We start from the raw sequence: 1,233 nt of genomic DNA, 5'->3' as shown, positions 1-1,233 counted from the left end.
TGCTCTGCTCCCAACAAACTGGATCGTTTTCGGTTAGAGTTTCCGGTAGTCTGGAACCTGGCTGGGCGGAGACGAGGCGATGCGAGCATCGAAGTTCACGGACGCGCAAAAGGCGTTCATTATCAAGCAGGGAGAGGCCGGGATTCCGGTGGCGGAGATCTGCCGCAAGGCGGGGATCAGTCAGGCGACGTTCTTTAATTGGAAGAAGCGCTATGGCGACCTGATGCCATCGGAGATGCGGCGGCTGAAAGAGCTGGAAGACGAGAATGCGCGCCTGAAGCGGATTGTCGCCGACTTGTCCCTCGACAAGGAGATGCTGCAGGACGTCCTGAAACGAAAGACGTAAGGCCTGGTCGTAAGCGGGAGCTTGTCAAAGAGGCGGTTCAGGAATGGGGCATGTCGATCCGGAGGGCCTGCAGTAACCTTCTGCTCGACACGTCCACCTTCCACTACCGTTCTCGGCGACCCGATCAGGCCGCGTTGAAAGAGCGCATCAAGGATATCTGCGAGACACGCGTGCGGTACGGATACAGGCGCGTTCATGTCATGCTGAGGCGGGAGGGATGGTTCGTGAACCAGAAGAAAGTTCGACGGCTTTACAACGAATTGGGCCTGCAGTTACGGAACAAGCACCCGAAACGGAAGGTCAGGGCCAAGCTCATTCGCGATCGCAAGGAGGCGGTATCTCCGCTTGAGGTGTGGGCGATGGATTTTGTTCATGACCAGCTCGCGACCGGTCGTAAGTTCCGCATTCTGACGGTCGTCGACACATGGTCCAAATATGTTCCTGCCATCGACGCGAGATACAGCTATCGCGGCGAAGATGTCGTTCAGACGATGGAGCGAATCTGCGCTCAGACAGGTTATCCAAAGATGATCCGCGTGGACCAGGGCTCGGAGTTCATCTCTCGCGATCTCGACCTTTGGGCCTACGCAAACGGTGTGACGCTGGACTTCTCAAGGCCGGGAAAACCGACGGATAACGCGTTTATAGAAGCGTTCAATGGTCGATTACGCGCCGAATGCCTGTCTGCAAACTGGTTCATGAGCCTGTCAGATGCGCGCGAAAAGCTGGAGTGTTGGCGTGGAGACTACAATACGGTAAGACCGCATAGCGCGATCGGAAACAAACCCCCGGCCGCACTCATCAATCACGCAGGCGTCACCAGTCCGCCATCGTGAAAAGGCCGGAAAACTCTAACCGGCAGTGGTCCAGACATGGGTCTCAGAGCA

The 1,233-nt window shown here is 56.8% G+C and carries 1 protein-coding gene; it reads left to right on the top strand.

Translation table 11 applies throughout. The features are described 5' to 3' along the window. The first annotated feature begins 79 nt into the window (after positions 1 to 79). Positions 80 to 1,182 (top strand): IS3 family transposase gene (locus tag HY30_RS16550; protein WP_155839390.1). Its coding sequence is split into 2 segments (ribosomal slippage): positions 80 to 341 and positions 341 to 1,182, totalling 1,104 coding nucleotides; the frame shifts between segments, so codons are not numbered across the junction. The last annotated feature ends 51 nt before the right edge of the window (positions 1,183 to 1,233 follow it).

The organism is Hyphomonas chukchiensis (assembly GCF_000682695.1).
In the GTDB taxonomy this organism is placed as follows: Bacteria; Pseudomonadota; Alphaproteobacteria; order Caulobacterales; family Hyphomonadaceae; genus Hyphomonas; species Hyphomonas chukchiensis.
This window is presented reverse-complemented; position numbering and strand designations above follow the sequence as displayed.